The following is a 23,003-nucleotide window of genomic DNA, read 5'->3' as shown; positions in this document are numbered from 1 at the left end:
AATCCAGATGAAACGCCCTTGGTGGAAAAACCCGATGATGCTTTCGAGATTCGCATGACCACGAAAGATTTCAAGGTAATCAGTGTCGCAGTGGGCCAGTATGGGCTGGAGGGGTCGCTATATCTGCCCTCTGATCCGGTCGGAATTATCATTTTCGCGCATGGAAGCGGATCGTCACGCTTCAGCCCGCGGAACATTTTCGTCGCCAAGCAACTGGTCAAATGCGGCTTCGCTTGCCTGCTTTTCGATCTGCTCACCTCGGACGAGGCGCGCGATCGGCGCAACGTCTTCGATATTCCTCTGCTCGGCGCCCGCGTCGCGGAGGCCGTAAGCTGGGCTTTGGCGAATCCGATTGTTAGTGGCGCGCCAGTGGGGCTTTTCGGCGCGAGCACCGGCGCCGCCGCAGCGCTGGTCGCCGCCGCGCAGGCGGCCCTGCGCATATCGGCTGTCGTTTCCCGTGGCGGACGTCCGGACCTCGCAGGAACGGCGCTTGGCCAAGTGCAGGCCCCGACATTGTTGATCGTCGGCGGTCTCGACCACGAAGTAATCGAGCTCAACAAGGAGGCGTTAGGAAAGCTGAATTGCGTCGCGCAATTGGAGATCGTACCCGGCGCCACTCATTTGTTCGAGGAACCGGGAACGCTGGAGCACGTTGTCGAACGCGCGGCCGCTTGGTTCCTGGAGCACATCCATGGTCCCGCCTTCGGTCGCGATGGCGCCGGGAGAGAGTGACCCCGGGAGCGCGTATGCGATGTTGCGGACGCGTCCTTGAGGGGCGCACCCATGCACCAGACCGGCATTGTCCATTGTGCGCGGCGAATGATCGAACTATCGTTTTGTGGGCGTTGATTTGCGTTGAACTTAAGAATGCTCGAGCGATCTGCACGCTGGAATGCATTCCTAGGCCTATTTCGCGGCTCGATAGTCAAGGGCGGAGTCATGACAGACGGCGCAAAAGCTGAACAAGGCGCGCAATCCCTTGTGATCCCGGCGAAAGCCGCGCCGGCTTCGATCCATGCGCCCGACAGCAAACCGCTCCTCAAAAGTTTCGAGATTTATCGGATCGTCTATTTCAGCCGGAGCGCTTTCGTGGCTGGACAGTCGTGCTGGACGGATGCGATCCGCGATATTCTTGCAGTCTCGCGCCGAAACAACCGCGCCGCTGGAATTACCGGCGCTCTAACGTTCAATGACCGTCACTTTGCGCAAATTTTGGAGGGAAGCAGAGCTGCGGTCGCTGATCTCTTCCGGAAAATTGCCAATGACACTCGCCACACCGAAGTCGCCGTCGTAGAGGAAGGCTGGGTCGAAGAGCGTGAATTCGCGGCATGGGCCATGGCCTATTTTGACGCGCGGGACGAGGAAGAAATGTTGGTTTCGAGCCCGCGCCTCGGCGAAATACTCGCAAGCAGAAGCGAGCATGGGACGGCGATCGTCGACATGATGAAATATCATTTGCGCGAAGGTGAACCCGAATAGCGCGTGACGAAAATCGGAACTGCGAAACAACAGGCGCAAGGGATCACTAGTAGAAACACGCGTTCGCTCTCGGATGAGCAAATGTCACGAACGGCATGTCGATGGGGCGATTGTAATTCGGAGTGATGTGCATAGAGGCTTTCGATGACAACCATGGCGCTGACCGAACAGCCGGTCAAACGGCTTTTTGAACGTCTGGATTTCGCGCCGCGACCGACGGCGGCGCTCGGCGTTGTGCTGGAACGCTGGGAAGTGGCGCGCGCTGGCGTCATTGCGCCACGCCGCGAGACCATCCGCTTCTCTTCACAGGAACAGGAAGCCGCGCAATCGATATTCGTTCATCGTTTCGACGACGCAGACCTTGCGCTCATCGATGGAGAGATCGCCGCGCAGCGTCTGCTAGGCGCCTGCCGCAAGGGCGACCGTCTGAACGAGGCTCAAGACAGGCGTGGCGCTGTTCGTTTGCGTCGCTTGTTCGAGGAGGTGCGGCGCGCAGGCCAACCGGTGCTGGCGCAATTCACTTCCGTTTCATATGGGCGCGACCGCGCGATCGTCGAAGTCCTCGCCGCCCCCCTCTCGCAAAACGGACAAACGATCGACTCTGTGCTTGCGGCTGTCGCCATCAAAGCGCTGGACGTCAGCGCGCCCGCCTGGCCGCTGCAGGAACGCGCGGAAAGCGCGCTTGCGCTATTCGCGCTCGACTCGGCTGTGCATTTTGGCGAAGAGATTGCCCGGACCCTCGGGGTTTCGCTTTCGCAACTCGAAGATCGCGCTTTTGAAGACCGCGAATATAAAGTTCGGCCGCTGGAGAGCGTGCGCGGACGCGATGTTTACGTCGTTTCGAGCCTGCATGGCGACGCTTTCGCAAGCAGCGCAGACAAGCTTTGCAAAATGCTGTTCTTCATCAGCGCCCTGAAGGACGCGGGCGCGACGCGCGTCACGGCGGTGACGCCCTATCTCTGTTTCGCGCGCAAGGATCGCCGCACCAAGCCGCGCGATCCCGTCACTACGCGTTACGTTGCGCAGCTTTTTGAATCGATGGCGACGGATTGCGTCATTTGCGTCGATGTCCACAATATCGCCGCGTTCCAGAACGCCTTTCGTTGTGAAACCATCCACCTCGACGCGCAGGCGATTTTTGCGCAACAATTGATCACGGAGATCGGCGACGCGCCGGTCGCCGTGGTCTCGCCCGATCTTGGCGGTGAGAAGCGCGCGGAGCTTTTTCGCCAGCGGTTGGAGCGCATGTTGAAGCGGCCCGTCGCCAAGGCCTTCATGGACAAATATCGCAGCGAGGGCCGTGTCGTCGGGGAAATTTTCGCGGGCGACGTCAATAATCGCATCGCCATCATTCTCGATGATCTCATCGCCGGCGGCGGCACGATGGCGCGCACGGCGACGGCCTGTCGCGCGCATGGCGCGACGCAGGTCTGGGCGGTCGCGACGCACGGCGTGTTTGCAAGCGCGGCGCCGGATATACTTCGTGACGCGCCGATCGACAGGCTGGCGATAGCGGACACGGTTCCGTTGGCCGCGACCGACAAGACCGCGGCGGCGTTGAAGGATCGCCTGATCATTGTCGGCGCGGCGAAACTCTTCGCCGAGGCGATCCGGCGCCGTCACACGAATGGTTCGATCACGGAATTGCTCGAAGAAGGCCCCTGAGCTCGTCGCGAAATACGCCTTGCTGTCGGCGAAGGGCAAGCTCGGCCGGCCAAGCCGCGGTTGCGGCTTTCCGCTGGATTGATTATGCCCGCAGCCATTGTATCGGCGCCGGTCGCAAGCCTGCCGCCTTTTGAATGCCTACGAGGAAAGGTCGTGCGATGGATCAATGGGTTGGGCATATCGCCGCTTCCGTTGGGATCGAACCCGCCGTTGCGCGTCTCGCGATCGGCCATGTCTTCGGCTTTCTGCTGAAGCAGAATCCGGATGGGCCGGCGGACGAGTTGATCGACAAGATTCCCGGCGCGCGGGAAGCCGTCGCCGACGCTGCAAAGGCCCCCCGTCGCCGCAGCCTGCTCAGCGGCGTGCTCACGGGGGTCAGCGGCATGATGGGCGGCGCAAAGGGCGACATGCTTGCGCTGACGTCCAGCCTCACCAGTCTCGGGCTTTCGGCCGACCAGCTGAAACGGCTCGCGCATGAAATCTTCGGCGGCGCCGAACTGGTCATCGGCCGCGAAAAGCTGCGGGTGATGACCGACCCGATTCCCGGCCTGTCGGGATTTCTGTGGCCCCGCGGCTAGCAGTCTACACTTGAAGACCGCAGACGAAAGTCGTCCGCGGTCTATGCTCGATGCGTCAGTCGCGCTCAGTAATTGTAATACGCCACGCAGACGCGCTGGCCGTAATAGTCCCATCCCCAGCGCGCGCAGCGCTGCGGCGGAGCGGTCGCCGCGCCGACCAGGGCGCCGCCGGCGGCGCCAATCGCAGCGCCGGCCAGCGTGCCGCCCGCGCGTCCGCCGGACGCCAGCGCGCCAATGCCCGCGCCGCCAAGACCGCCGATGACCGCGCCGCCCGCGGCCCGCTCGCCGGGAGAGTTGCACGCCATCAACGGCGCGGCGGTCGCGAGAACCGTCGTCAGCAGCAAAATCTTCTTCATGCGTATTCTCCTTTTAGGGATGACGCTCGAACTCTCGTTCCACAGAGCGACTCCGCAACGTCTCGTGACGCAACACCCGGAATCCGCCGCGCAGCCTATGTAAACGCCAAGACGCTCCAGCAGACGGAAAACCTGCCGCCAGCCGTTCATCGATTCAGGCGCCGCGCGAAGATTAGGAAATGCGAACGGCGATAGCTGTCGCAAATATGCAACACCGTCGAAGTTTGCATGGAAATGAAAGCCGCGAAAATGCCGCATCTTGGCCGCCATCACGGCGACGCTTGGGAACTTCCCCAGCTCCGAGTCTTGGGCTTTCGCGGCAAATTTGCTAGCAGCAAAGCAGCCAGAGCAAGCGCCTCCCCATCGCAGCATGGACGCGCGACCACATATGAAGGACATGATCGCCGATGGACGCCGCCGCCCGCGCCGAGGAATTTCGCCGCCGTCTCGACCAGGCCGCAGAAGCGACCGAAGCAGCGCTGGACTCGCTGCTCGCGCCCGCGCCGCTAGCAGATGAAATAACGCGTCCCGCGCGGCTGCTCGAGGCCATGCGCTACGTTTCGTTGGGCGGCGGAAAAAGGCTTCGGCCGTTTCTGGTGATCGAGAGCGCGCGGCTCTTCGGCGTCGAGGGCGCGAGCGCGCTTCGCACGGCCTGCGCGCTGGAAATGATCCACTGCTATTCGCTGGCGCACGACGACCTGCCCGCGATGGACGACGACGATTTGCGCCGCGGCCGCCCGACCGCGCACAAGGCCTTCGACGAAGCGACCGCCATTCTCGCCGGCGACGGCCTTCTGACCTACGCCTTCGACGTGGTGGCCGACCCGGCGACGCATCCTGACGCCTCGCTGCGCGTTTCCCTCGTTCTCGCGCTCGCCCGCGCAGCGGGTCTCGGCGGCATGGTGGGAGGACAGGCGCTCGACCTTGCGGCGGAAACGGCTGCGACACCGCTGTCGCAGGCTGAAACCATGCAGATGCAGGCGATGAAGACCGGCGCGCTGCTGCGCTTCGCCGTCGACGCCGGCGGCATCCTCGGCGGCGCGGCGCCCGCGCAGAAGAAGGCGCTTCGCCGTTACGGAGAGGCGCTCGGCGCCGCCTTCCAGATCGCGGATGACATTCTCGACGCGGAAGGCGACACCGCCGCGCTCGGCAAGCGCGCGGGCAAGGACGCTGAACGCGGCAAGGCGACGCTGGTCAGCCTGCTCGGACTCGACGCGGCGCGGACGCGATGCGACCAGCTCGTCAACGAGGCGACCACCGCGCTTGCCGAGCTGGGGCTTGGCAACGCGACGGAAATTCTCGCCGAGGCCGCGCGTTTCGTCGCCGCGCGACGCAATTGAGGGTAGTGACATGTCGGAGGGGCGCGACCCGGCGACCGTCAGAATCCCGTTTCGCCTGCCGTCGCCGCTCCAGGGCGCGCGCGCGCATTTCCGTCTGATTGTTTGCGCCGCAGTCGGCGCCGTGGTTGGCCTGACGTTGCCGGAAATGATCCTCGAGCCGCCGATGTGGCTCAGCCATCCTCCGATCGAATTGAGCACAGTGACGCGAAGCCTCGTAGGCTGGAATGTCGCCGTAATTCTCTATCTCGTGGCCGCCGCCCGGATCGTCGCCGGCGCGACGCGTGAAGCCATTCGCGATCGCGCGCAGCTCGCCGACGAAGGACGCGGCGCCGTCCTCTTTCTTGCGACAGCCGCCGCCTGCGTGGCGATCGGCGCGATCATCGAAGAGCTCGGTCTGGTGAAATCGTCCCCGGCCATCGAAAAGGCGCCGCATATCCTGCTGGCCGTCGTCACCGTCGTGAACTCATGGCTCTTCATGCATCTCATTTTCGCATTCCACTATGCCCATGAATATTACTTCGAGCAGGCCGCCTCGCCGGAAAGGAAACGCAAGGAACGCGGCGGGCTGATTTTCCCCGGCGAGAATGCGCCGCTCTATCTGGATTTCCTGTATTTTTCATATGTGATCGGCGTCGCCTGCCAGACGGGTGACGTAGCGACCTCTTCGCCAACCATGCGCATGATCGCGCTCCTGCATGGCGTGCTGGCTTTCTTCTACAACACGACGATTTTGGCGCTGGCTGTCAATATTGCGAGCGGTTTTGTCTGAGCGCGGACCCGACAGGCAGGACGCGAACGCCGCAGCCGTGTCGGCGCGTTTGCGCGCGATCCTGGTCGGCTCCATCGGCAATCTCGTCGAATGGTACGATTTCTATGTCTACTCCGCCTTCTCGCTTTATTTCGCGGACGCCTTCTTTCCCGGCGACGATCCGGTCGCGCAAATGCTCTCGGCTTCCGGCGTCTTCGCGCTCGGTTTTTTCATGCGCCCGATCGGCGCGTATATATTCGGCCGCATCGGCGACAATCGGGGCCGGCGCGCGGCGCTGATGCTTTCCGTGCTCCTGATGTGCGCGGGTTCGCTCATCATCGCGCTTGTTCCGACATATGCGTCGATAGGGGCCGCGGCTCCGGCGCTGTTGCTCTTTGCAAGACTGCTGCAGGGGGCGAGCCTCGGAGGCGAATATGGATCGAGCGCGACCTATCTCGCCGAGACGGCGACGCCCGAGCGACGCGGCTTCTACTCGAGCTTCCAATATGTGACGATGATCGCCGGCCAGTTACTCGCGCTCCTCGTGCTGCTGATCCTGCAGAATTTCGCGCTCGACGATGCGGCGCTGCGCGACTGGGGCTGGCGCATTCCCTTTGCGATCGGCGCCCTTCTTGCAATCGTCGCGCTCCTGATGCGTCGCGATCTCGCCGAAACCCCCGCCTTCGAGGCGTCGCGCGGGGACCCTTCGGTCAGCTCGCTACGCGCCCTGCTTGCGCACAAGCGCGAGACCATGACGGTCGTGGGTCTTACGCTTGGCGGCACCATCGCCTTTTATGTCTATACGACTTACATGCAGAAATTCCTGAAGCTCTCGGCGGGACTAGGCGCCACGGAGACGACATGGATTTCCGCCGGCTCGCTTCTCTTCGCGCTGATGCTGCAACCCGTGTATGGCGCAATGTCGGACCGCGTCGGGCGGCGGCCGATGCTGATCGCGTTCGGCGCGCTTGGAACGCTCTTCACCGTTCCGCTGCTAACGGCGATATCAAATGTGCGCGACGCATGGAGCGCCTTCGCGCTGATCTGCTGCGCCTGGCTGATCGTCGCGCTCTATACGTCGATCAACGCCGTCGTGAAGGCGGAGCTTTTCCCCGCCGCCATCCGCGTCACCGGCGTCGCCCTGCCCTATGCGGCGACGGTGTCGGTCTTCGGCGGCTCCGCGGAATATTTGGCGCTGTGGTTCAAGGCGCAGGGGCGCGAGAGCTGGTTTTACTGGTATGCGAGCGCTGCAATCTTCGTGTCGCTGGTTGTTTATGCGACGATGCGCGATACGAAGGAAAATTCGCGCATGGACGCCGGAACAAAAAGGGAGGCGTGAACGTCCCTTAGACCCTCACAAACTATTGAGGCGGCCTCATCCTTCGAGACGCGAGCTTCGCTCGCTCCTCAGGATGAGGCCTGTGCAAGTCTTTCAGAAGCCCCTCATGCTGAGGAGCCTGCGAAGCAGGCGTCTCGATGCACGAGGGGCGTCAGCCCAATCCTTATCAGTTATCCAGGAAGCTCCGTAGCTTCCGGCTACGTGACGGATGCTTCAGCTTGCGCAGCGCCTTCGCCTCGATCTGGCGGATGCGTTCACGCGTCACCGAAAACTGCTGACCGACTTCCTCCAGCGTGTGGTCGGTGTTCATGCCGATACCGAAGCGCATGCGCAGCACGCGTTCCTCGCGCGGCGTGAGCGAGGCCAGCACGCGCGTCGTCGTCTCGCGCAGATTCGACTGGATCGCCGCCTCGATCGGCAGCACGGCGTTCTTGTCCTCGATGAAATCGCCGAGATGCGAATCCTCCTCGTCGCCGATCGGCGTTTCGAGCGAGATCGGCTCCTTGGCGATCTTCAGCACCTTGCGCACCTTCTCGAGCGGCATGGCGAGCTTTTCCGACAGCTCCTCCGGCGTCGGCTCGCGGCCGATCTCATGCAGCATCTGGCGCGAGGTGCGCACGATCTTGTTGATCGTCTCGATCATGTGCACCGGAATGCGGATCGTGCGCGCCTGATCGGCGATCGAACGCGTGATCGCCTGCCGGATCCACCAGGTCGCATAGGTCGAGAACTTGTAGCCGCGGCGGTATTCGAACTTGTCGACCGCCTTCATCAGGCCGATGTTGCCTTCCTGAATGAGATCGAGGAACTGCAGGCCGCGATTGGTGTATTTCTTGGCGATGGAGATGACGAGACGCAGATTCGCCTCGACCATTTCCTTCTTCGCCTGACGGGCTTCGCGCTCGCCCTTCTGCACCATATGCACGATCTTGCGGAACTCGGAGATCTCGAGTCCCGTCTCGGTCGCCAGCGCATGAATTTCCGCGCGCAGATCCTTGATGCGGTCCTTCTCTTCCGCGACGAATTCCTTCCAGCCCCTGGAGCGAAGCTGCGCCACGCGCATCACCCATTTCGGGTCGAGCTCCGAGCCGTGGAACTTGTCGATGAAATCCTCGCGCGCGACGCCATGGCTGTCGGCGAGACGCAGAAGCTTGGTTTCATAGCCGATGAGACGCTTGTTGATGTCGTAAAGCTGCTCGACCAGCGCCTCGATGCGATTCTGGTTCAGCGACAGCGACTTCACATCGGTGACGATCTCTTTCTTGATTGTCTTGTATTTGCGTTCCTGCGCCGGCGTCAGCGTCTCGTTCTTGAGCTTGTTCTCGACGTTCTGATCCTGCAGACGGCGCAGTTTCTTGTAGGCGTCCGCGACGCGCGCGAAGGTTTCGAGAACCTTCGGCTTCAGCTCGGCCTCCATGGCGGAGAGCGACACGGAATTCTCCATGTCCTCCTCTTCCTCGAAGGCTTCCTCCGGCGGCGCGGCCTCTTCGGAAAGGCCGGCGGGCGGCGTGCGCGGCGCGGTGGCGGGCGCCATCTCGCCCTCCGTCTCTCCCGACGTCTTGCCGGCGGCCTTGCCGTCCGGCCCGGCGTAGGTCGCCTCGAGATCGATGATGTCGCGCAGCAGGACCTTGCCGGCCTCGAGCTCCTCGCGCCAGATGATGATGGCCTGGAAGGTCAGCGGGCTCTCGCAAAGCCCCGCGATCATCGCCTCGCGCCCTGCCTCGATGCGCTTGGCGATGGCGATTTCACCCTCGCGCGAGAGAAGCTCCACCGAACCCATCTCGCGCAGATACATGCGCACGGGGTCGTCGGTGCGGTCGGCGGGCTCGGACGTGCGCGTCGCGACGGCGGTCGAGCGCGGGCTTTCGACGAGATCGCCGCCCTCCCCCTCTTCCTCCTCGGCCTGCTCCTCGGCCTCCACGTCATCGGGGTCGTCGCCCTCGGATACGGTGATGCCCATCTCGGAGAGCATGGCGTACACGTCTTCGATCTGATCCGAGGACACTTCCTCGGAGGGCAGGACCGCGTTCAGTTCCGCATAAGTGACGAAGCCGCGTTTTTTCGCGAGCTTGATCATCCGCTTTACGGCGGCGTCGTTGAGATCGAGAAGCGGCCCGTCGGCGGTGTCCACCGCCGCCCCAGCCTCGTTTTCGACCTTTTCTTCGTCTTTCTTCGCCATGAACAGCTCCACACGGGTCCCTGACCGTCCGGCTTCCGAATGCCGGCCAGGGCTCGCATATTCCGAATTTTCTAACCGGGACCGCCGCCTCCGGCCCCGTGCATCCGCGTCAGGGCCGACGCGTAGCGTCCCGCTCCCGATTCGCCCCAACATCCCCGCGCGACCTTAACGTCCCGCTAACCAAACCGAGATCGCACGGCAAGACTAAAGATTATAACGTGCGAGAGTTGCGTCCGGAAAGGGTCCCGAACCCTTCCAACGCCGCCTCTGCGCCATCTAGCGCGGTCAATTGGGTTTGAATATCCCTCAGCCGCGCGGAATCTTGATCGTTCGGATTCTCTGCGAGCCGGGCTTCTACCGCGCGCAACTCCTTATTTAACGCGCAGGAGCGACGATGCAAGACTAAAGCCTGACGCAGGCTCTCTGCGGCGTCCGCGGGGGCGGCGTCGGGACGGACGCTCCAGATCGTCGCATGGGCGACCATTCCCGCGATGCGGGCGGCCAGATTGGCGAAGCCGCTCTCCTCCAGCGACCGCCTAAGCTCGAGCCTGTCGCCGCCGCCCGCCTCCGCCCAATGCACCAGAGCGTCCCGCATGGCCGCCGCCTCGGGCGAGGCGAAATCGAGCGCGGCGATGTCGTCGACCTGCGCCGCCAGCACCTCGGGATGGTTCATAAGTATCAGTAAAATCAGGCCTTCACGGGGCGTGATCGTCGCCTTGACGCCGCGAAACAACGGCGAATTGGCCAGCGACTGGCCAATCCGCACCGAGCCGCCGGCGGGCTCTCCCCGCCCGCCCCATTGGCGACGACGGGCGGAAAAATCGCGGGGCGAAGCGTCCGGGCGGCGTCCCGTGAAGCGCGCCGCGCCCCGGCCAAAAAGTCGGTCCAGCCGCTCGCTCAGCTCCTGCTGGTAGTGGCGGCGAAGCGTCTCATCCGTGATCTGGCCGGCGACCTCGCGCAGGCGCCGCTCGAGCCCTGCGCGCCGTTCCGGGGTGTCGAGCGCGACGCCCTCGGTTTCCCGCATCCACAGGAGATCGACGAGCGGCAAGGGCTGGCCGAGAGCCTGCGCCACCGCGCTCGGCCCGCCGGCCCGCAGAAGCTCGTCAGGGTCCTGTCCGTCGGGCAGCAGGACGAAGCGGAGCGTGCGGCCGGGGCCGACCAGGGGCAGGGCCGTGTCTACGGCGCGGAAAGCCGCCTTCAACCCCGCCTTGTCGCCGTCGAAGCAGAGAATCGGCTCCTCCGCCATGCGCCACAGCAGCCCGCATTGCTCGGGGGTCAGCGCCGTGCCGAGCGGGGCGACGACGTGGGGGAAGCCCGCGGCCGTCAGCGCGATGACGTCGATATAACCCTCGACCGCGACGACGGTTCCAGACTCATGCGCCGCCTTGCGGGCGTTGTGGAGATTGTAGAGCGTCGCGCCCTTGTGAAAGAGCGGCGTTTCGGGGGAGTTGAGATATTTCGCCTGAGCGTCAGCCTCCATGGCCCGCCCGCCGAAGGCGATGACCCGCCCCGAGCGGTCACAGATCGGAAACATCACGCGGTTGCGGAAACGGTCGTAGGGAACGGCAATGTCCTCGCCATGAATGAGGAGCCCCGCCTCGATCATGGTTTCGACGGTGGCGCCCCTTGCGGCGAGATGGTCGCGCAGCGCATGGCGCTCGGCCGGCGCGAAGCCGAGCCGGAACTGCGCCCGCGACCGGGCGGAAATCTGCCGTCTGTCGAGATAGGCGCGCGCCTCCCGTCCGGCGGGGCCGGCGAGCTGCTTCTCGAAAAACCCGGCCGCCCATTCCAGCGCGTCGCCGAGCGTGGCGCGGCGCTCGTCTTGCTCGCGCTGCTCCGGTGTTTCAACCGGCATGGGCAGTCCGGCGAGACCGGCAAGGCGCTCGACGGCCTCGGGGAAGGAAAGCCCTTCCGTCTCCATCAGAAAGGTAAAGCCGTCGCCATGCTTGCCGGAGGAGAAATCGTGGAAGAAGCCCTTCTGGTCGTTGACGTAGAAAGAGGGCGTCTTCTCGGCGTTGAAGGGTGAGAGCCCGCGCCACTCCCTGCCCTGCCGGGTGAGCTTCACCTTTCGGCGCACCACCTCGGAAACGGGCACGCGAGCCCGGATTTCGTCGAGGAAGGAGGGAGAGAAGCGCATGGTCGTCCTGCGGTCTTGGACCGCCGTTCTAGCATCCCTTTGGGGGCAATGTTAGCGGCGGGCGACCACCTCCCGTCATTCCGACAACATCGATAAAGCCTCCGACATAACCGCGAGCCTGACGATCAGGCGCTCCGGTTTAAGCGGAAAGCCGTCTGCTCCCCTCGGTCGATGAGGCGGCTCATTACGCCAGCCTGGCAGGCGCAAGCGCCGTGATTTCCAGAACGGGCGCCGTGCAGAAGGGCGGCCCCGGTCGTTAAAAGCTCAAGAACCGATCACCCGGAATAATGGGCGTGAGCGTGACCCCGATGGGCTTGCGCGTCCACGTCGTCGGAGCGCTCGGCCTCTGCGGGAACAACCACGAGCTGGCCATAGCGCACGCCGCGCTCGCCGATGATGTGGCCGGCGAAATGCTCCACTTCCGACTTCTGGCCCTTGAGCAGAGACACCTCGAGGCAGGTCGCCGCGTCCATGTGCACATGGAGCGTGGCGATCGACATGTCGGTGTGGCTGTGGTGGTCGTGCGTCAGCCGCTTGGCGAGCTGGCGCGTCTCGTGGTCATAGACATAGACGAGCGCCGCGACGCAGTGGCGCGCCGCGTCGTCGGCCTTGGGCTGCTTCAGCAGACCGGCGCGCACGAGGTCGCGCACCGCCTCGGACCGGTTCTGATGACCGCCCGCTTCCATGTAATCGTCGAGGGCGCTCATCAGATCGTCGTCGATCGTCACCGTCACGCGCTGCATCGCAACTCTCCGCCGGGCCGTCGCTGGCCGCATCCCCTCTCTCTTTAACGGCGTCGCGCAGCCGCCGCAACGACGCAGGCTCCCGGTCTTGTCGGCTGCGGGCTCCTTTGGCATGGTGCGCGCCAACAAAAATCAGGGGGAGCGCGTAATGACCGGGATGTGGACGAGACTGGCCGCCTTAATCTTGTTTTGCGTCGGCCTCGCCGCGCCCGCGCTCGCGCATACGCCGGACATTTCGACCGGCAAGATCGCGCCGCAGGCCAACCGGGTCTATGTCGTAGACGTCGGCTTCCTCGCCACGGACCTCGAACGCATGTTTCAGGAAACCATGGCTGAACGCTCGGATGTCGACCTCTCGCCGCCCGGCGTCTTGGAAGCGGAAATCGGCAAATTCGTCGCCAAGCGCGTCGCCATGCGCGACGAGTCCGGCCGCGCCTGCGTCGGCAAGGTCGAAAAGTCGGGCGAAGACCCCACGAACCAGGACAGCGCGCTCGTCGTTATGCGTTTCGACTGCGAGGGCACGACGGGCAAGGTTTTCTACGACGCGACCCGGCTGCTGCAGGCGCAGGGCCCCAAGGGCAAACACCTCGTCACGCTCACGGGAGCCGAGAACGCCGGCGAGACCATGCTCTATCCGACAGACCCGGCGCTCGACCTCTCCAGGCCGATGGAGACGACCGGCCAGCTGATGTGGAAGTTCTTCAAGGCCGGCGTCGAACATATCGTCACCGGATACGACCACCTCTGCTTCCTCTTCGCCCTGATCCTCTGGGCGCACCGGATCATGCCGGTGGTGAAGATCGTCACCGCCTTCACCGTCTCGCATTCGATCACGCTGTCGCTCGCGGCGCTCAACATCTTCACCCTGCCCTCCGCGCTGACCGAGGCGCTGATCGCCGCCTCGATCATCTTCGTCGCGGCCGAGAATTTCTGGTCGAAGGACGTCGACAGCCGCTGGCGCAACACTTTCCTCTTCGGCTTCATCCATGGCTTCGGCTTCGCCTCGGCGCTGACCGAAATGGGGGTGGCCCAAGGCGCCGTTGTGCCGGCGCTGGCCGCCTTCAACATCGGCGTCGAAGCGGGACAGATCGCGATCGTGATGGTCGTGCTTCCGATATTGCTCTACATCGACCGCCACACGGACGGAAAACGCCACGACAAGCTCGTCTATGGTGTCTCGCTCCTGATCGGCCTCGCGGGCGTCTACTGGCTTTGGGACCGTCTGCCCGCCGTGCTGGAGATGGTCAAGGCGATGCGGGGGTGACGCCGAAAAATGCGGTGACGCGATCCGGAGCTCATAAAGGCTCCGGGTCGCTTCCTCCGGTGGCTTACGCCTTCACCCGCACATATTCGCCGGGCGCGTCGCAGATGATCTCGAGCTTGCCGCCGCCCGGCTGCCGCGCCGGAACCTTGCGCGGCGCCTGCGCCGTCACCCATTTGAGCCAGTGCGGCCACCAGGAGCCCTTGGTCTCCTTGGCTTTGGCGACCCAGTCCTCCAGCGTCCCCTTCACTGGCCCGCCGGTCAGATAATTATATTTGCCCTTGGACGGCGGATTGATAATGCCGGCGATATGCCCCGAGCCGCCGAGAACGAAGGTCACGTCGCCGCCGAAGAATTTCGCGCCCCGGTAGACCGACTGCGCCGGCGCGATGTGGTCTTCCTTTGTGGCGATCTCATAGACAGGGATTTTCACCAGACGCAGATTGATCGTCACGCCGTCCATGACCATCTCGCCGCGGGTGATGCGGTTCTCGAGATAGCAGCTGCGCATATAGAATGAGTGGTTGGCGCGCGGGATGCGCGTGCTGTCGGAATTCCAGTAAAGCAGGTCGAAAGCCGCGGGCTCGACGCCTTTCATGTAATTATTGACCACATAGGTCCAGATGAGTTCGTTCGGCCGCAGCATGTTGAAGGCGTTGGCCATCTTCACGCCCTCGAGATAGCCGGTCTTGGCCATGCTCTCGTCGAGCGCCGCAAGCCGCGCCTCGTCCACGAAAACCTGCAGATCCCCGGCGGCGGAGAAATCGACCTGCGTCGCGAAGAAAGTGACGCTGTCGATGCGGTCGTCGCCCTTCGCCGCCATATAGGCGAGCGTGAGCGCGAGCAGCGTGCCGCCGACACAATAGCCGGCCGCCGCCACCTTGCGTTCGCCGGTCGCCTTCTCGATGACGTCGAGCGCGGTGAGCACGCCCTCGTGCATATAGGCTTCGAAGCCCTTCTCGGCCTTGCTTTCGTCGGGGTTGATCCAGGAGATGATGAAGACCGTGAAGCCCTGCTCCACCGCCCAGCGCACGAAGCTCTTTTCCGGATTGAGATCGAGCACGTAGAATTTGTTGATCCAGGGCGGCGTAATCAGCAGCGGCCGCGCATAGACCTCGTTGGTCGTCGGCGCATATTGGATCAACTCCATCACGTCGTTGCGCCAGACGACCTTGCCGGGCGTAGTCGCAAGATCGACGCCGAGTTCGAATTTCTTGTCGTCGCTCTGACGGATTTTCAGCACGCCGCCGCCGGCGGAAATGTCCTCGGCGAGCATTTTCAGCCCGCGCACGAGATTTTCGCCCCGCGCCTCGACCGTGGCGCGCAGCAATTCCGGATTCGTCGGCACGAAATTCGACGGCGAAACCGCGCTGGAGATGAGCCGCGTATAAAAGGCGGCCTTGGCGCGGGTCTGTGGATCGAGCCCCTCGGTTTTGTCGACCATCTCGCCGGCCCATCGGGAGGCGAGCAGATAGGACTGGCGCAACCAGTCGAAGAACGGGATTTCCCGCCACTCCGGCGCGGAAAACCGCTTGTCGCCCGGCTCCGGCTCGACCACGGGCTCGACCTCCTCGCCGGTGTATCGCCGCAGGGTCTGGCGCCAGATGTCGGTCAGGCCGCTGTAGAGTTCCGCCTGCGCCGCCGCAGCGCGGTCGGGCTTCGCCAGCCAGTATTCCGCCACGACGCCAAGCGTCTTCGTGGCGTCGGCGACGCTCGCGGCAAGCTCGCTGCGCGCGCCCCCGCCGTCCGCGCTGCCGATGGCGGCGGCGAGCGCCTTTCGGCCCTGATCGACGAGCTGAGCCATGTTCTCGGCCATGAGGCCGAACTCTACGCCGGCGAGCGGGGTCTCGGTCCTGACTGATTGGGCGGGCGCGGCCGGAGCTGGCTTCTCGCCTCGCCTGGGGCCGGCTTTTGCGGCGGCCTTCCCGGCCCCCGCGGATTGAGCAGACCTGGCCTTCGCCGATGGCTTCGGCCTGGCCGCTTTCGCGCTCGCTTTCTTGCCGCTTTCGACCTTGCCGCCTTCAACATCCGGGGCCGGCTTGGCCCGGCCGGATTTCTTCCGCCGCAGGGCCCCCGGCTCCTGCTCGCGATCAACGCTCATGCTCTTCCCTGTCCATTCAGCCGACGCGCTCGCCGGTCGGGACAAATGAGTCCCGCAAGGCAGTATGCCTACAATGCCCCGGCGCGTCTTGATCTATCCTTCGTGCGGACGCGAAAAAAGCTCCCGCCTTGCCGCCCGTCCTGTCCCGCAAACAGCCTTCCTGAGATAAGTCCGAATAATTACAATCCAATATCGGTCAAAACGCGGCGGAGCCGGCCATGACGCCGCACCCCCGAATGAGCGCCGAAGGCTTCGCGCCAGCCTCTCCCTGCAAGAATGTGTCAGCGTCGGCGCTGGGACCGGCGGCGGGCGGAGACGACGGATGTGGCGACTGGCGCGAGCGGGACTATTGACGATGCTCATCAGCCTTTCCGCCTGCGCCGCCCGCCATAATGAAATCATGCCCCTGCCAATCGATCCGGCCGACTATGACGGCGCCACCTGCCGGCAGCTCGGACTCATGCTCGACAAGGCGCAACGCACGCTGGTCTATACCGAGATGGCGCAAGACCACATCGCGGCCCAGGACGATATCCGAGCCTTCGGCGTGCCGACCCTGATGGGAACATTCTTCGAGGGCGGCCGCCTAGAGGATGTCGCACGACTCAAGGGCGAGACCATTGCGCTCAAGACTCAACTTCAGCAATCGGGCTGTGTCGCCTGGCCGGGCTGAGCCCTTTGCAAATTATGCGCGAGGCTTGCCGCCTCGCGGGGAAAAGCGTCAAACCGCGGTCTCGATGGTCGAACGACAATTCTTTATTCACACGCGGCTTTCATCGTCAGAACGAAGGTCGCGAAGCGTTGTGTAAACCGGAGGCGTAAGATGAGCGTTATGGACGGAGACGAAATCGCCGTCATGTCGATTGAAGAATGCCAGCGGCTCGAACAGCCCCTGCGACGCGACCTCGAAGTGCTCGACTATGAAGTCCGCAGCCTCATCGCGCGCATGCGCGCCGAGGCCAAGGACGCCGGCGCGGACGAAATGCTCTTCGTAAAGGCCTCGACGACCGTGCTGCTGTCGATCGCAGCTGGCCTAGTCGCCCGCGCGGCCGAGGACAAGCGTGCGCCATTCGACGCGACGTCCTTCGTCGCTAGCGCCGACAGCGCCGCGCAATGGGCTCAGACCAGACGGATGAGATATTTTGTCGCAGGCGAGGCTTGAAACTTCGCCTGCTTCACTACCGCCTCAGAGGGCATAGTAGCGCTCCCGCATGCGACGGGCGACGCGCGCCTTGTCCGTCCTCGGCGTGAGTGACAGACGACAGCCGATCTCGCCGCCACGGCGCCAGATCACCTGCGCGTCAAAAATTTCGTCGCTATCATCATCATAGAGCTGAAATTTTTGCGGCAATGTGATGTTTCGCGCGAGCCTCAAGCAGGCGCCCCCACGCGTGCGATTGCTCAACACACATTCGCACAGAAACCGGTCTGCGCAATCGAGCGCCTTGCCCCATTTCAAATGCGCAATGCGCCGCTTTTCGCCGCGTCTGTCGCGCGGCGCATCTTCGAGACGCATGAAGGTCGCCTCGCCGCTGCGCTGCGCGCGCCAGCGCGCGAGCATCGACATTCCACGATAGAGACGCACGCCATCCAGGACAGGCTTTTCCATTAAGCACGTTCTCCGAACGCTTCTCGCGGAACCGAGTAATGTTTTGTTAAGCGAATGAAGGGTTGCCAAGCAATAAGCCACACAACGCCGATGAAAGCTTCGGACAAGCTCGCGGGACTTTACTCACGACGGGCCAGCATATCCGGAGCGCGCCATGAGCAGTACTTTTGGTTTATTCAACACTTCCATTATGGGCATGTCCGCGCAGTCCGACGCGCTCGCCAATATTTCAGAAAATATCGCGAACTCGGGCACCGTCGGCTACAAGCGCGCCACGACGCATTTCCTCACCGTGCTATCGGGTTTTCAAGGCTCCAACCAGTTCGGCGGCGGCGTGTCGACGCGCAGCCGTTACGACATCACGGGCCAGGGCGCCCTCATGCATACGGGCTCGTCGACAGACATGGCTATTCGCGGCAACGGATTCTTCGTCGTCTCCGATGGCGCGGGCGGAACCTTTCTCACGCGCGCGGGCTCCTTCGTGCCGGACTCTTCGGGCCGGCTCGTCAACGCCGCCGGCTATTATCTGATGGGCTTTCCCGCCGGCCCCGCGGCGCCGACGACCTCTGCCACAAACGCGCTCTCCAGCATGAGCATCGTGCAGATCCGCAACGATCGACTCTACGCAAATCCGACGACGTCGGGCGTGCTGTCCGCCAACCTTCCCGTGTCGGCGACGGTCGTTCCCGCAGCGAATCTGCCGTCGACCAACACCGCCGGCGCGCAATTCAGCGCGAAGACGTCGCTCACCGTCTACGACAATCTCGGCAAGCCTGTCGTTCTCGACGTCTATTATGCGAAGACGGCGGACAACACATGGGAAATGACGATGTATGACGCTTCCGGCGCCACATCGGGCGGCTTTCCCTATGCCTCGGGGCCGATCGCGACGCAAACGCTCACCTTCAACCCCGCCAACGGATCCATCGCCAGCGGCGGCACGCTAAACTTCACCGTCCCGGGTGGCGCGTCGGTAACGCTCGACATGAGCAATACGACGCAACTTGGCGCGCCATTCGTCGTGAACAACGCCACCGTCAACGGCAACGCCGCCGGCGCTATCCGCCAGGTGCAGATCTCGTCGGACGGCACGCTGAGCTACCAGCTCGACAACGGACAGATGGTGCCCGCCTACCTGATCGGCATCGCCAATGTCGCCGCGCCAACGGAGCTCGCGAGCTACACCGGCAACGTCTATACCGCGACGGGCGCCTCCGGCCCCATCTCTGTCGGCGCGCCCGGGAAGGGCGGTTTCGGCGACATTGCGTCAGCGACTCTCGAAGCCTCGAACGTCGATCTCGCGACGGAGCTGTCAACAATGATCATCGCGCAGCGCTCCTACACCGCGAATACGCAGTCGTTCCAAGTCGCGTCGGAAATTCTGCAGGTTCTCAACAATCTAAAGTAAGCGCGTGACAGAAGCCGGAGTTCAGTGAGCATGACCCTGACCAACGCGAGCATAATTGCCGGGCAGTCGCTCGGAACCATATCGAGCCAGATCAGCGTCGTCTCGCGCAACATATCGAACGCCGGTCGTCCCGGCGTGAACGCGAAATATTCGCAAATCGCCACGGCTCCCAATGGCTCCGCGGAATTCCTCGGCGTCGGCCGCATGGCGAATGTGGCGCTCTTTCGCAGCATGCTGTCGGCGACCGCCGCGCAAGGCTCCGCCGCGCAAATCTCCGATGCGCTGGACCAGATCGACCGGGCGCTCAATCTTTCCAACCCCGCGCAAAGTCGATCGCCAGCCTCGATGATCACGAGGCTCACGACCGCATTGCAAAACTATAGCGCAGCGCCCGACAATGAAACGGCGGCGGAACTCGCGCTCGCCGCTGCGAGGGACGTCGTCGCCTCGCTCAACGATGCGACAAAAACCAATCAGGGCATTCGACGCCAGGCAGATGAAGACATCGCGTCATCGGTCAAAGACGTCAACGACATCCTCGCGAAATTCTCGGCGCTCAACCGGGAAATCGTCGAGGGAACCGCCGCCGGCGCAGATATCACTGACCAGCTCGATCAGCGCGACGCGCTACTGACGCAACTCTCGAACGAGATCGGCGTCACGACCGTCACGCGGCCGAACAACGACATGGTGATTTACACCGACAGCGGCGTCACGCTTTTCGAGACGACGCCCAGATCAGTCACTTTCCAGCCGACCCCCACGCTGACCGCCGGCGTCGAGGGCGCCGCTGTTTATATCGACGGAGTGCAGGTCACCGGGGCGGATTCGCCATTGGCGCTGAAGTCCGGCGCAATAAATGGATTCGCTCAGGTGCGGGACGTAACGGCGCCGCAGTTTCAAAAGCAGCTCGACGAAATCGCGCGCGGACTCGTCGCCGCATTTGCTGAAACGGATCAAACCGGTGGTGGCGGCGCGCCCCTGCCCGGTCTTTTCACTTATCCCGGAGCACCCGGTGCGCCCGGATCGATGCTTATTCCCGGGCTTGCCGGCCAGATCACAATCAACGCCAATGTTGACCCCGACAAGGGCGGCGTCGTCAGCCGCCTGCGCGACGGCGGCATTTCCGGCAATCCTGATTACGTCTACAATAAGAGCGGCGGCGCCGCCTATTCAGAACGCCTCCTGCAACTCGTGAATGCGCCGTCCACGCAGCAAGGTTTCGATCCGGGGGCCGGACTCGGCGCGAGCGGATCGTTGAACGCCATCGCCGCCGGTTCGATTGGTTGGCTCGGCGCGCAACGCGCGCAGGCGGAGAAGAACGTCACCTATCAGGACGCCATGGTGGCGCAAACGACGCAGGCTCTTTCCAATGCGACAGGCGTAAACCTCGACGATCAGATGTCGCAAATGCTCGCGCTTGAAAACTCCTATCAGGCGTCCGCCAAGCTTCTCGAGACGATAAACGCAATGTTCGACACGCTGTTCGCTGCGGTTCGTTAGTGAGTGCCCGAAATGTTCTACCTTACATCGACATATTCCATCACAACCTCGCTCCGGCGTACGCTCGTGGAATTGCAGCGCGATCTCGACCGCAGCCAGAAGGAGCTGGCGACGGGCCGTCACGCCGATCTCGGCCTCGCCCTTGGCATGCGGGCCGGACTGAGCTACTCGCTCGGCGACACCTATGACACTGCGCAGTCGATCCTCGCCACAAATGACCTCGTATCGACAAGGCTCGACACAACGCAGACGGCGATCGCAAATCTTCTCTCCAATGCGCAAGCCATGCGCGCAACGCTCATGTCTTCCTTGGACGACGGCGGCGATGTCGGCGCAATCGAAACACAGGCCCGCGTATCGCTCTCAAATTTCATATCGACGTTGAACAGCGGCGATGGCGACTCCTTCCTGTTCGCCGGCGTAAACAGCGAAGTTGCGCCGATCAATAATTACTTCGCCGATCCTCCCTCTCCGAACAAAGTCGCGCTCGACGCCGCCTTTATCGCGAACTTCGGATTTGCGCAAACAGACCCTCGCGTCGCAGACATCACCGGCGACCAAATGGAGGCGTTCCTCTCAGGCCCCATGACCGCTCTCTTCGCCCCTGAAGCGTGGAAGACGGACTGGTCGAACGCGTCGGACCAGCCGTTGCGGAGCCAAATTTCCATGTCGGTTACTATCGACACTTCGGTGACGGCCAATGCTCCAGCCCTGCAAAAGCTCGCAATGGCATACACTATGATGACCGATCTCGGCGCCAGCGGGATGAATTCCGCGGCCTACAAAGCCTTGTTGAAATCGGCGACCGAGGTGATCGACGATTCGATCAGCGCGCTTCTCAAGACCCAGGCTCAGGTCGGCGTCATGCAGCGCAATGTCGTAAATGCAAATCAAACGATGACGATCCAGTCCAACGCCATTGAAATGAACCTGAACAGCCTCGAAACTGTTGACTTAACCGAAGCGGCGGCTCGCGTAAACGGTCTGATGACACAGATCGAAACCGCATACACGCTCACTGCGAAAATCACGCAGCTAAGCCTCGCGAAATATCTCTGACAGTCGAATTGGAAGCAGGAGCGCGATGTATCAGCAACGCTACGCCGAGATCGCCAGCGAATCTGGAAAAAACGCCCGCGCGAAGGAGCGAGAAGCGCTCGAGATCGCCATCAAGAAACTCGCCGTCGCCAAGACGCGTGGCCCGCTGACTCCCGAAGCTTTCGAGGCGACGAATTATCTGAGGCGATTGTGGGCGATATTCATGGAAGATCTCAGCAACGACGAAAACGGACTGCCCGAAAGCCTGCGCGCCTCGCTGATCTCCATTGGCCTCTGGATTCGGCGCGAGGCTGATCTGATCGACACCGGCGGTTCGGTAAATTTCGACGGCCTTATCGAAGTCAACCAGCTCATCGCAGACGGACTTGTCTGATATGAATATCTCTCTAAGACGCGGCGAACGAATCTTCATCAACGGAGCTGTTCTGCGGGTCGATCGAAAGGTCTGCCTCGAACTTCTCAACGACGTCACCTTCCTGCTGGAAAATCACGTCATGCAGGCAGAGGAGGCCACGACGCCCCTCAAGCAGCTCTATTTCGCCATACAGACGATATTGATTTCGCCCAATGATTGCGACGCGGCGATGGAGCTGGCCCGGAATCTGCTGGTCTCGCTGAACGAGGGCGCATGCGACCGTCGCATACTCGATGGCCTCGGCGTTGCTGTTCGCCAGATCGACAACAAGCGAATGTTCGAGGCGCTCAAGGCTGTGCGCGCGCTATTTCCCATCGAAGCAGAATTGAAAAACCGCGCGAGCGAGGTCCACGCTCGCGACGTCGCCTAAGGAGAAAATCATCATGCCCGTCACAGTGCCAATAACGCCTTTCGCGACAAGCAACAGCACAAGAGCGGCGTCCGTCGCGAACGCAGCAGCCGACGCCGGAAACTACAATGCTTTTCTTCAGCTTCTCGTAACCGAACTCCGGCATCAGGATCCAATGAAGCCGATGGACCCGACGCAAACGGTCACACAACTGGCGACATTCGCGTCTGTCGAACAGGCCATCCAGACAAATTCGCTGCTCGCGTCCCTCAATGAAAATTCCGCATTGTCGCAGGCCAGCTCTCTCATTGGCCGCACAGTTTCATCTGCGGATGGAAAGACGAGCGGCGTCGTCAAATCCGTGATGATCGATGACGGCGGAATGATTGCAGTCCTCGCCGACGGCCGCAAGGTGCTGCTCGGCCCCGGCGTGACAATCAGCTGAGAATGAACGAGGCCGACGCTCTGGAGATCGTGCATCGCACGATCGTCACGATTCTACTCGTTTCCGGGCCACTTGTCGGCGCCGCGATGGTCGTCGGCGTCATCGTAGCGCTTGTTCAGGCGCTCACGCAGGTGCAGGAAATGACCCTGACTTTCGTGCCGAAAATCGTCGCCATGCTCGCGGTTTTGAGCCTATCGGCGCCATTCATCGGCTCGAAAATCTATGCCCTAGCGCAATTCGTGTATTCGCGTATCGAAACGGGTTTCTGAAAGCAAACGACCGCGGCTGC

General features: G+C 62.8%; 23 protein-coding genes. 17 read left to right on the top strand and 6 right to left on the bottom strand.

Features of this window, described 5'->3' with window-relative positions; genetic code table 11:
• Nucleotides 1-54 precede the first annotated feature (54 nt).
• The 4 genes from MET49242_RS21450 (at nucleotide 55) to MET49242_RS21435 (ending at nucleotide 3,722) form a co-directional block, all read left to right on the top strand.
• A complete protein-coding gene (locus tag MET49242_RS21450) occupies nucleotides 55-732 on the top strand; it encodes a dienelactone hydrolase family protein (protein WP_036289075.1) in 678 nt (225 codons plus the stop codon).
• Nucleotides 733-939: 207 nt separating this feature from the next.
• Complete coding sequence (locus MET49242_RS23640) at nucleotides 940-1,479, top strand: BLUF domain-containing protein (RefSeq protein WP_051134389.1); 540 nt, start codon at nucleotides 940-942, stop codon at nucleotides 1,477-1,479.
• A gap of 144 nt (nucleotides 1,480-1,623) precedes the next feature.
• Nucleotides 1,624-3,144 carry a ribose-phosphate pyrophosphokinase gene (locus tag MET49242_RS21440; RefSeq protein WP_084679257.1) on the top strand — a complete coding sequence of 507 codons (1,521 nt, stop codon included), beginning with the start codon at nucleotides 1,624-1,626 and terminating at the stop codon, nucleotides 3,142-3,144.
• A 158-nt stretch (nucleotides 3,145-3,302) separates the two neighbouring features.
• A complete protein-coding gene (locus MET49242_RS21435; RefSeq protein ID WP_036285951.1) occupies nucleotides 3,303-3,722 on the top strand; it encodes a hypothetical protein in 420 nt (139 codons plus the stop codon).
• Nucleotides 3,723-3,787: 65 nt separating this feature from the next.
• Here the strand turns inward: MET49242_RS21435 and MET49242_RS21430 are convergent, their stop codons facing one another.
• Nucleotides 3,788-4,078, bottom strand: a complete 291-nt coding sequence (locus MET49242_RS21430; protein WP_036289073.1) for a hypothetical protein — start codon at nucleotides 4,076-4,078, stop codon at nucleotides 3,788-3,790.
• A gap of 407 nt (nucleotides 4,079-4,485) precedes the next feature.
• Here MET49242_RS21430 and MET49242_RS21425 point away from each other — a divergent pair, with 407 nt between their 5' ends.
• From MET49242_RS21425 to MET49242_RS21415, 3 genes are read left to right on the top strand one after another with little or no spacing between them, the layout of a single operon-like run.
• Entirely contained in the window at nucleotides 4,486-5,418 is a 933-nt protein-coding gene (locus MET49242_RS21425; RefSeq protein WP_036285949.1) for a polyprenyl synthetase family protein, read from the top strand.
• A gap of 10 nt (nucleotides 5,419-5,428) precedes the next feature.
• Entirely contained in the window at nucleotides 5,429-6,187 is a 759-nt protein-coding gene (locus MET49242_RS21420) for a DUF1345 domain-containing protein (RefSeq protein WP_036285947.1), read from the top strand.
• Complete coding sequence (locus tag MET49242_RS21415; protein WP_244430866.1) at nucleotides 6,180-7,505, top strand: MFS transporter; 1,326 nt, start codon at nucleotides 6,180-6,182, stop codon at nucleotides 7,503-7,505. The genes MET49242_RS21420 and MET49242_RS21415 overlap by 8 nt, the downstream gene beginning before the upstream one ends.
• 166 nt (nucleotides 7,506-7,671) lie before the next feature.
• Here MET49242_RS21415 and rpoD read toward each other — a convergent pair whose 3' ends face one another.
• The 3 genes from rpoD to nikR all read right to left on the bottom strand — a co-directional run bounded on the left by rpoD (nucleotide 7,672) and on the right by nikR (nucleotide 12,564).
• Nucleotides 7,672-9,684 (bottom strand): RNA polymerase sigma factor RpoD, encoded by a 2,013-nt coding sequence (rpoD, locus tag MET49242_RS21410; protein WP_036289071.1) that lies wholly within the window; start codon nucleotides 9,682-9,684, stop codon nucleotides 7,672-7,674.
• Between the two features lie 211 nt (nucleotides 9,685-9,895).
• Complete coding sequence (dnaG, locus tag MET49242_RS21405) at nucleotides 9,896-11,821, bottom strand: DNA primase (protein WP_036285945.1); 1,926 nt, start codon at nucleotides 11,819-11,821, stop codon at nucleotides 9,896-9,898.
• Between the two features lie 275 nt (nucleotides 11,822-12,096).
• Entirely contained in the window at nucleotides 12,097-12,564 is a 468-nt protein-coding gene (gene nikR, locus MET49242_RS21400) for a nickel-responsive transcriptional regulator NikR (RefSeq protein WP_036285944.1), read from the bottom strand.
• A 148-nt stretch (nucleotides 12,565-12,712) separates the two neighbouring features.
• On the opposite strand from nikR, the gene MET49242_RS21395 reads away from it, so the two are divergent.
• Nucleotides 12,713-13,828, top strand: coding sequence for a HupE/UreJ family protein (locus MET49242_RS21395; RefSeq protein WP_051134567.1), 1,116 nt, complete (start codon nucleotides 12,713-12,715; stop codon nucleotides 13,826-13,828).
• A gap of 64 nt (nucleotides 13,829-13,892) precedes the next feature.
• Here the strand turns inward: MET49242_RS21395 and MET49242_RS21390 are convergent, their stop codons facing one another.
• Nucleotides 13,893-15,926 (bottom strand): alpha/beta hydrolase, encoded by a 2,034-nt coding sequence (locus MET49242_RS21390; RefSeq protein ID WP_036285942.1) that lies wholly within the window; start codon nucleotides 15,924-15,926, stop codon nucleotides 13,893-13,895.
• Between the two features lie 322 nt (nucleotides 15,927-16,248).
• On the opposite strand from MET49242_RS21390, the gene MET49242_RS21385 reads away from it, so the two are divergent.
• Together MET49242_RS21385 and MET49242_RS21380 are read left to right on the top strand one after the other, a co-directional pair.
• Nucleotides 16,249-16,599, top strand: a complete 351-nt coding sequence (locus tag MET49242_RS21385) for a hypothetical protein (protein WP_036285940.1) — start codon at nucleotides 16,249-16,251, stop codon at nucleotides 16,597-16,599.
• Between the two features lie 150 nt (nucleotides 16,600-16,749).
• Entirely contained in the window at nucleotides 16,750-17,088 is a 339-nt protein-coding gene (locus MET49242_RS21380) for a hypothetical protein (protein ID WP_144259746.1), read from the top strand.
• Nucleotides 17,089-17,112: 24 nt separating this feature from the next.
• Here MET49242_RS21380 and MET49242_RS21375 read toward each other — a convergent pair whose 3' ends face one another.
• Nucleotides 17,113-17,535 carry a hypothetical protein gene (locus MET49242_RS21375; RefSeq protein WP_036285936.1) on the bottom strand — a complete coding sequence of 141 codons (423 nt, stop codon included), beginning with the start codon at nucleotides 17,533-17,535 and terminating at the stop codon, nucleotides 17,113-17,115.
• A 154-nt stretch (nucleotides 17,536-17,689) separates the two neighbouring features.
• Here MET49242_RS21375 and MET49242_RS21370 point away from each other — a divergent pair, with 154 nt between their 5' ends.
• From MET49242_RS21370 to MET49242_RS21340, 7 genes are read left to right on the top strand one after another with little or no spacing between them, the layout of a single operon-like run.
• A complete protein-coding gene (locus tag MET49242_RS21370) occupies nucleotides 17,690-18,943 on the top strand; it encodes a flagellar hook protein FlgE (protein ID WP_036285934.1) in 1,254 nt (417 codons plus the stop codon).
• Nucleotides 18,944-18,973: 30 nt separating this feature from the next.
• A complete protein-coding gene (flgK, locus tag MET49242_RS21365; RefSeq protein ID WP_036289069.1) occupies nucleotides 18,974-20,446 on the top strand; it encodes a flagellar hook-associated protein FlgK in 1,473 nt (490 codons plus the stop codon).
• 12 nt (nucleotides 20,447-20,458) lie between these two features.
• A complete protein-coding gene (locus tag MET49242_RS21360) occupies nucleotides 20,459-21,505 on the top strand; it encodes a flagellar hook-associated family protein (protein WP_036285932.1) in 1,047 nt (348 codons plus the stop codon).
• Nucleotides 21,506-21,530: 25 nt separating this feature from the next.
• Nucleotides 21,531-21,878 carry a flagellar biosynthesis regulator FlaF gene (flaF, locus tag MET49242_RS21355; RefSeq protein WP_036285930.1) on the top strand — a complete coding sequence of 116 codons (348 nt, stop codon included), beginning with the start codon at nucleotides 21,531-21,533 and terminating at the stop codon, nucleotides 21,876-21,878.
• A gap of 1 nt (nucleotide 21,879) precedes the next feature.
• Nucleotides 21,880-22,290, top strand: a complete 411-nt coding sequence (flbT, locus tag MET49242_RS21350) for a flagellar biosynthesis repressor FlbT (RefSeq protein ID WP_036285928.1) — start codon at nucleotides 21,880-21,882, stop codon at nucleotides 22,288-22,290.
• 13 nt (nucleotides 22,291-22,303) lie between these two features.
• A complete protein-coding gene (gene flgD / locus MET49242_RS21345) occupies nucleotides 22,304-22,714 on the top strand; it encodes a flagellar hook assembly protein FlgD (RefSeq protein WP_036285926.1) in 411 nt (136 codons plus the stop codon).
• A 2-nt stretch (nucleotides 22,715-22,716) separates the two neighbouring features.
• A complete protein-coding gene (locus tag MET49242_RS21340) occupies nucleotides 22,717-22,983 on the top strand; it encodes a flagellar biosynthetic protein FliQ (protein WP_036285925.1) in 267 nt (88 codons plus the stop codon).
• Nucleotides 22,984-23,003 lie beyond the last annotated feature (20 nt).

Source organism: Methylocystis sp. ATCC 49242 (assembly GCF_000188155.2).
Lineage (GTDB): Bacteria > Pseudomonadota > Alphaproteobacteria > Rhizobiales > Beijerinckiaceae > Methylocystis.
This window is presented reverse-complemented; position numbering and strand designations above follow the sequence as displayed.